This window comes from Kitasatospora sp. NPDC057198 (assembly GCF_042670125.1).
Taxonomy (GTDB): Bacteria; Actinomycetota; Actinomycetes; order Streptomycetales; family Streptomycetaceae; genus Kitasatospora.
Genome location: NZ_JBHUWH010000390.1, coordinates 1 through 7,477, shown reverse-complemented (window position 1 = coordinate 7,477; position 7,477 = coordinate 1). Strand labels below are relative to the sequence as shown.

At 72.9% G+C, this 7,477-nt stretch carries 6 protein-coding genes and 1 tRNA gene; 5 read left to right on the top strand and 2 right to left on the bottom strand.

The window, feature by feature from the left end:
• Positions 1–13 precede the first annotated feature (13 nt).
• Positions 14–87 (bottom strand) — tRNA-Lys (locus ACFUEL_RS31005).
• A 113-nt stretch (positions 88–200) separates the two neighbouring features.
• Between ACFUEL_RS31005 and ACFUEL_RS31000 the strand changes: the two genes are divergently transcribed.
• Both ACFUEL_RS31000 and pgi read left to right on the top strand, forming a co-directional pair.
• On the top strand, positions 201–1,781 hold the full coding sequence (locus ACFUEL_RS31000; protein WP_380240111.1) for a Na+/H+ antiporter: 1,581 nt from the start codon (positions 201–203) through the stop codon (positions 1,779–1,781).
• Between the two features lie 174 nt (positions 1,782–1,955).
• A complete protein-coding gene (pgi, locus tag ACFUEL_RS30995; protein ID WP_380240110.1) occupies positions 1,956–3,617 on the top strand; it encodes a glucose-6-phosphate isomerase in 1,662 nt (553 codons plus the stop codon).
• Between the two features lie 238 nt (positions 3,618–3,855).
• Here the strand turns inward: pgi and ACFUEL_RS30990 are convergent, their stop codons facing one another.
• On the bottom strand, positions 3,856–4,473 hold the full coding sequence (locus ACFUEL_RS30990; RefSeq protein WP_380240109.1) for a GntR family transcriptional regulator: 618 nt from the start codon (positions 4,471–4,473) through the stop codon (positions 3,856–3,858).
• Positions 4,474–4,530: 57 nt separating this feature from the next.
• Between ACFUEL_RS30990 and ACFUEL_RS30985 the strand changes: the two genes are divergently transcribed.
• From ACFUEL_RS30985 to ACFUEL_RS30975, 3 genes are read left to right on the top strand one after another with little or no spacing between them, the layout of a single operon-like run.
• Positions 4,531–5,325 carry a (Fe-S)-binding protein gene (locus ACFUEL_RS30985; RefSeq protein WP_380240108.1) on the top strand — a complete coding sequence of 265 codons (795 nt, stop codon included), beginning with the start codon at positions 4,531–4,533 and terminating at the stop codon, positions 5,323–5,325.
• Entirely contained in the window at positions 5,322–6,740 is a 1,419-nt protein-coding gene (locus tag ACFUEL_RS30980; protein ID WP_380240107.1) for a LutB/LldF family L-lactate oxidation iron-sulfur protein, read from the top strand. The genes ACFUEL_RS30985 and ACFUEL_RS30980 overlap by 4 nt, the downstream gene beginning before the upstream one ends.
• Positions 6,737–7,363 carry a lactate utilization protein C gene (locus tag ACFUEL_RS30975; protein ID WP_380240106.1) on the top strand — a complete coding sequence of 209 codons (627 nt, stop codon included), beginning with the start codon at positions 6,737–6,739 and terminating at the stop codon, positions 7,361–7,363. The genes ACFUEL_RS30980 and ACFUEL_RS30975 overlap by 4 nt, the downstream gene beginning before the upstream one ends.
• Positions 7,364–7,477 lie beyond the last annotated feature (114 nt).

Here is a 7,477-nt window from a genome sequence, read left to right as displayed (position 1 = left end):
TCTCGACCGTCTGTGCGCCGCCAGGGACTCGAACCCCGGACCCGCTGATTAAGAGTCAGCTGCTCTAACCAACTGAGCTAGCGGCGCCTGCTGACGGAGAGAACATTACCTGGTCAGCGCCTGAAACACACAATCGGCCCGGCCGGGGCGCGGACGTATGCTGAAGCCGGCGCACCCCGCACCTGCCGAGAGGAACCACCGTGGGCCAGCTGACCCTGCTCTTCCTGGTCCTGCTCGCCTCGGTGGTGACGATGCCGCTGGCCCGCCGGAGCGGGATCCCGCAGCCGGTGCTGATGACCATGGTCGGGCTGGTCTTCGCGGTCGTCCCGCAGATCCCCAACGTGCAGATCAATCCCGAGTTCATCCTGCCGCTGGTGCTGCCCCCGCTGATCTTCGCGGTGGCCCGGCGCTCCTCGGTGCGCTACTTCAAGGCCAACATCCGCTCCATCCTGCTGCTGGCCGTCGCCCTGGTGGTGGTCACCACCACCGCGGTGGCCGGCGTGTTCAGCTGGCTGGTGCCCGCCGCACCGCTGGCCGCCGCCGTCGCGCTCGGCGCGCTGGTCTCCCCGCCCGACCCGGTGGCCGCCGTCGCGGTGGCCGGCGAGGTCGGGCTGCCCCGCCGGCTGACCGCGGTGCTGGAGAGCGAGGGCCTGTTCAACGACGTCACCGCGATCGTCATCTACTCGCTGGCCGTCGAGGCCGTCGTCGACGGCGACCTGTCGGTGGGCCGGGCGGTGGAGCGCTTCCTGCTCTCCGCCGTGGTCGCGGTCGCGGTCGGCATCGGGCTGGGCTGGCTGAACGCCAGGATCGCCGGGTTCCTGGACGACCCGACCCAGCAGGTCGCGCTCAACCTGCTCGTCCCGTTCGCCGCCTACGTGCTGGCCGAGGAGGCGCACGGCTCCGGCGTGCTGGCCGTCGTGGTCTGCGCGCTCTACCTCGCCGACCGGGCCTCCGACGCCGACGAGGTCTCCTACCGGCTGGTCGGCAACGCGTTCTGGGAGATCGTCGAGACCCTGATCACCGGCGTCGCCTTCGGCCTGATCGGCCTGGAGCTGTCCACCGTCGTCCAGGACGTCAAGGACACCTGGCACACCATGATCGGCGACACCGCGATCGTCCTCGCCGTGGTCGTCCTGCTGCGCCTGCTGTGGCTGCTGCCCGCGGCCTGGCTCTCCCGGCGGGTCACCCACGGCGAGGAGGACACCCCGATCAGCTGGCGGGAGACCGTCGTCCTGTGGTGGTCCGGCATGCGTGGCGTGGCCACCGTCGCCCTCGCGCTCGGTATCCCGCTCGCCCTGCACGACGGGCTGCCGTTCCCGGCCCGCAGCGAGATCGTCTTCATCGCCTTCAGCGTCGTGCTGTTCACCCTGGTCGTCCAGGGCCTCACCCTGCCGTACGTGGTCAAGCTGCTGGGCCTGGACGACGCCCACGACGAGCACGAGCGGGCCGTCCGGGAGCTGTGGTGGCGCGCCGCCAAGGCCGGACTGCACCGGCTCGCCGAACTGGAGGAGGAGGACCAGCTCCCGCCCGAGATCACCGAGCGGCTGCGCGAGCGCCAGCACGACCGCCTCGCCCGGCTCTGCCCGGAGAAGTACGAGGAGGAGGAGGCGCTGGAGGCCAAGCGCCGCGGCAAGCAGTGGCGGCAGGCGTTCGCCGTCGAGCAGGAGATGATCGCCGCCTCCCGCCGCGAGGTCCTGACCGCCCGCGGCGAGGCCGGCGCCGACCCCGAGGTCGCCGACCGGGTGCTGCGCGCGCTCGACCTCCAGTCGGCGCGGAAGTGACGTCCCGTCGACCACCCGTGGTGGACCACCGGCCCGCCGCCCCCAGGGCATAGGGTTGGGGGCGGGCAAGGCCGTCGACGGAGCCGGCACACGCACGCGTGCCCGCCGGACCGGCGCAACCCTCCCGCCGGGACCAGCCGGTACCCGCACCCCGTATGACGCTAGGAGCAACCGATGTCGGACACCCCCGCCAACGGCCGGACCCCGTTGGACCGCACCCCGCAGTGGGCCGCGCTGGGGAAGCACCGGGCCGAGCTGGGCGAGCAGCACCTGCGCGGGCTGTTCGCCGCCGACCCCGACCGCGGCACGCGCTACACCCTGCGGGTCGGCGACCTCTTCGTCGACTACTCGAAGCACCTGGTCACCGACCGCACCCTGGAACTGCTGCGCGAACTCGCCGCCGCCACCGGCGTCGCCGAACTGCGCGACGCCATGTTCCGCGGCGAGAAGATCAACACCACCGAGGACCGGGCCGTCCTGCACACCGCGCTGCGCGCCCCGCGCGGCGCCGTGATCGAGGTCGACGGCGAGAACGTGGTGCCCGCCGTGCACGCCGTCCTCGACAGGATGGCCGCCTTCTCCGAGCGGATCCGCTCCGGCGCCTGGACCGGCCACACCGGCAAGCGGATCCGCAACATCGTCAACATCGGCATCGGAGGCTCCGACCTCGGCCCCGCGATGGCCTACGAGGTGCTGCGCTCCTACACCGACCGCGACCTGACGGTCCGTTTCGTCTCCAACGTCGACGGCGCCGACCTGCACGAGGCCGTCCGCGACCTGGACGCCGCCGAGACGCTGTTCATCGTCGCCTCCAAGACCTTCACCACCATCGAGACCGTCACCAACGCGGTCGTCGCCCGCGGCTGGCTGCTGGAGCAGCTCGGCGCCGGGGACGAGGCCGTCGCCAAGCACTTCGTGGCGCTGTCCACCAACGCGCAGGGCGTCGCCGACTTCGGCATCGACACCGCCAACATGTTCGAGTTCTGGGACTGGGTGGGCGGCCGCTACTCCTACGACTCGGCGATCGGCCTCTCGCTGATGATCGCGATCGGCGCCGAGCGCTTCCAGGAGATGCTGGCCGGCTTCCACCTGGTCGACGAGCACTTCCGCACCGCCCCCGCCGAGGAGAACGTGCCGCTGCTGCTCGGCCTGCTCGGCGTCTGGTACGGCGCGTTCTTCGACGCCCAGGCGCACGCGGTCCTCCCGTACTCGCACTACCTGTCGAAGTTCACCGCGTACCTCCAGCAGCTCGACATGGAGTCCAACGGCAAGTCCGTCGACCGCGACGGCAACCCCGTCGACTGGCAGACCGGCCCCGTCGTGTGGGGCACCCCCGGCACCAACGGCCAGCACGCCTACTACCAGCTGCTGCACCAGGGCACCAAGCTGATCCCCGCCGACTTCCTCGGCTTCGCGAAGCCGGTCGCCGACCTGCAGCCCGCCCTGGTCGCCCAGCACGACCTGCTGATGGCCAACTTCTTCGCCCAGACCCAGGCGCTCGCCTTCGGCAAGACCGCCGAGGAGGTCGCCGCGGAGGGCGTGCCCGCCGAACTCGTCCCGCACAAGACCTTCCGCGGCAACCACCCCACCACGACCATCCTGGCCACCGAGCTGACCCCGCACGTCCTCGGCCAGCTGATCGCCCTCTACGAGCACAAGGTGTTCGTCCAGGGCGCGGTCTGGAACATCGACTCCTTCGACCAGTGGGGCGTCGAGCTCGGCAAGGTGCTCGCCAAGAAGATCGAGCCGGTGCTGCTCACCGGCGAGGGCACCGAAGCGCTGGACGCCTCGACCGCCAACCTGGTCGACCGCTACCGGGAGCTGCGCGGCCGGTAGAAGCAAGGGAGAGCGCCGCCAGGGAGTCCCGACAGGGGCTCGGTAAGAACGGCGGGATCCACAACAGGGGCTCGGGGAACGGCGAGTCCGTGCTGCTGACGGTCGGAGCCCATCGGAGGTTCGTGCTGCTGCGTCGTAGTGACAGAACCAAAAGCCGATGCGCGCTCCGGCAGTGAACCGTCAGCAGACCGGGGCTCGCCGTTCCCCGAGCCCCTGGTTCGTTCCCCTGCGCCTGCCTTCAAGTGATCCGCGCCAGCAGGGACTCGGCGTGGGCGGTGACCAGTTCGCGGGCCAGGGCGGGGTCGGGGACGGCGAGGGCGCGGGCCAGGGCGAGGTGTTCGGCGTGGTCCTGCTCGGCGTGGGGGGCGGTCGCGGTGGCGGCGGCCGAGACGCGTACCTGCCGGTCCCAGAGGCTCTCGTAGAGGGAGGTCAGGACGGGATTGCCGGCGGCCCGCAGCAGGGTGAGGTGGAAGTGGCGGCCGGCCTCGACGGGGTGCGGGTCGCGGTGCTCGCAGGCGGCCAGCAGGCTCGCGGCGGCGGCCGTCAGGGCTTCGGGGCCGCGGGCGGCGAGGGTGTCGAGGGCGGCGTGCTCGAACAGGACCCGGGCGGCGAGGACGTCGCGGGCCTCGCCCGGGGCGATCGGGACGACCTGGGCGCCGCGCTTGGGGTAGAGGCGCAGGAAGCCCTCGGACTGCAGGCGCAGGAACGCCTCCCGGACGGGCGTGCGGGAGATGCCCAGCTCGGTGGCGACGGTGCCTTCGGAGAGCAGCGTGCCGCCGGGCCAGGTGCCGTCCAGCAGGCGGGTGCGGACGTGCTGGTAGGCCCGGTCGGCGGTGGGGAGGGCTTCGGTCGTCACCCGGACATTCTGTCACGCCTCCTGTCTTGCATCTAAGCTTGCATCTATGATGCGGGCATGCCCCCGAACCCCCCGCGCTCCCGCACCGCCCTGTTCGTCACCTGCCTGAACGACACCCTCTTCCCCGGCACCGGCCGGGCCACCGTCACCCTGCTGCGCCGCCTCGGCGTCGAGGTCGACTTCCCGGCCGCCCAGAGCTGCTGCGGCCAGATGCACTTCAACACCGGCTACCGCAAGGAGACCGCGAAGCTCGCCCGGCACTTCGTGGACACCTTCGACGGGTACGAGGAGATCGTCGTCCCGTCCGCGTCCTGCGCCGGGATGCCCGCCGAGGCGTACCCGCTCGCCGCGGAAGCCGCGGGCGACCCGGGGCTGGCCCGTGCGGTGGCCGAACTCGCGCCCAGGGTCGTCGAGTTGACCGAGTACCTGACCGACCGGCTGGGCGCCGAGGAGGTCGGGGCGTACTTCCCGCACCGGGTCACCTACCACCCCACCTGCCACAGCCTGCGGGCCACCGGGCTGGGGGAGCGGCCGCACCGGCTGCTGCGCGCCGTCCGGGGCATCGACTACGTCGAACTGCCCGCCGCCGAGGAGTGCTGCGGCTTCGGTGGCACCTTCGCGGTGAAGAACCCGGCCGTCTCCGGCGCGATGAACGGCGACAAGGCCCGGCACGTCCTGGAGACCGGGGCGTCCGTACTGGCCGCCGTCGACAACTCCTGCCTGATGAACATCGGCGGCCGGCTCACCAGGGACGGCCGGCCGGTGCGCACCCTGCACCTCGCCGAGATCCTCGCCCGCACCGAACAGGACGGGCCGCTGCCCGGCGTCCCCGTCGTGGAGGCCGTCCGATGACAAGGTCGTTCCTGGGCTGGCCCGCGTTCCCTGCGGCCGCCGAACGCGAGGTCGGCAACCGGCAGTTGCGCGAGAACGTGCGCCGCGCCACCCACACCATCCGCGGCAAGCGGGCCGTGCTCGCCGCCGAACGCCCCGACTGGGAGCAGCTGCGCGACAGCGCCGCCGCGATCAAGGACCGGGTGCTGGCCGGACTGGAGGGCTACCTGCTCCAGGTCGAGGAGAAGGTCACCGCGGCCGGCGGCACCGTCCACTGGGCCCGGGACGCCGCCGAGGCCAACCGGATCGTCACCGACCTGGTCCGGGCCACCGGCGAGCGCGAGATCGTCAAGGTCAAGTCGATGCTCACCGAGGAGATCGGCCTGGACGCCGCCCTCGAGGCCGCCGGGATCAGCGCCCGCGAGACCGACCTCGCCGCCACCATCGTCCAGCTCGGCGACGACCTGCCCTCGCACGTCGTCGTCCCCGCGCTGCACCGCAACCGCGCCGAGATCCGCGACATCTTCGCCCGCGAGATGGGCCGGCACGGCCGCCCCGCCCCCGAAGGGCTCACCGACGACCCCGCCGAACTCGCCGAGGCCGCCCGGCTGCACCTGCGGGAGAAGTTCCTCGGCGCCAGGGTCGCCGTCTCCGGCGCCAACTTCATGGTCGCCGAGACCGGCACCCTGGTCGTCGTCGAGTCCGAGGGCAACGGCCGGATGTGCCTCACCCTCCCCGACACCCTGATCTCCGTCGTCGGCATCGAGAAGACCGTCCCCGGCTGGCAGGATCTCGAAGTCTTCCTGCAACTGCTGGCCCGCAACGCCACCGGAGAGCGGATGGCCCCCTACACCAGCACCTGGACCGGCACCGTCGACGGCGACGGCCCGCGCGAATTCCACCTCGTCCTGGTCGACAACGGCCGCACCCGCGCCCTCGCCGACCCCGTCGGCCGCCAGGCCCTGCGCTGCATCCGCTGCGGCGCCTGCATGAACACCTGCCCCGTCTACGAGCGCACCGGCGGCCACGCCTACGGCTCCGTCTACCCCGGGCCGATCGGCGCGATCCTCAACCCGCTGCTCAAGGGCACCGACGACCCGCAGACCGCCTCGCTGCCCTACGCCTCCACGCTGTGCGGCGCCTGCAACGAGGTCTGCCCCGTCCGGATCCGCTTCACCGACGTGCTGCTCGACCTGCGCGCCCAGGTCGCCGACGGCGGGAAGCACCCCGTCGAACGGGCCGCGCTGAACACCGTCGGTGCCGTGATGGCCCGCCCGGCGGCCTGGAAGACCGCTGTCAAGGCCGCCGGACTGGTCGGGCCGCTGCTGCCCGCCCGCACCCCCGTCCCCGGCTGGACCGACAACCGGGCGCTGCCCGACGTCCCCAAGGAGTCCTTCCGCAGCTGGTGGAAGCGCAACGAAGGAGGCCAGGCATGACCAGCACCGCCCGGGAGGAGATCCTCCGCCGGATCCGCGCCGCCGCCGTCCCGCCCGCCCCCGAACCGCCCCGCCACTACCTCCGGCACGCCCCCGGCCTCGACCCCGGCGACCGGGAGGCGGTGCTCGCGCTGTTCACCGAACGGCTCGAGGAGTACGGCGCCCGCGTGCTGCGCGCCCCGGCCCCCGCACCCGCCGTCGCCCGGGTACTGGCCGACGAGGGCGCCCGCAGCCTGGTCGTCCCCGACGGACTGCCCGCCGACTGGACCACCGGCTGGGACGGGCCGGTGCGGGTCGACCGCCCGCCGCTCGGCAAGGCCGAACTCGACGCCACCGACGCCGTCCTGACCGGCTGCGCGGCCGCCGTCGCCGACTCCGGCACGCTCGTCCTCGACGGCGGGCCCGCCCAGGGGCGCCGCGCCGCGACCCTGCTGCCCGACCTGCACGTCTGCGTGGTCGAAGCCCGCCGGGTGGTGTCCTCGATGCCCGAAGCCCTCGGCCGGCTCGACCCGGCCCGGCCGCTCACCTTCGTCAGCGGGCCGTCCGCCACCGCCGACATCGAGATGATCCGGGTCAAGGGCGTGCACGGCCCGCGCCGACTGGCCGTCGTCCTGCTGGGTTAGCCCCCGGGCGCGGGCGTGGCCGTCACCGCCGGACGCGGGGCCGGGCCGTGCTGCGCCGTGTACACCAGGCCGAGGCCGAGCCCGGCCGCCAGCGCCGCCGCACCCGTCCAGGCC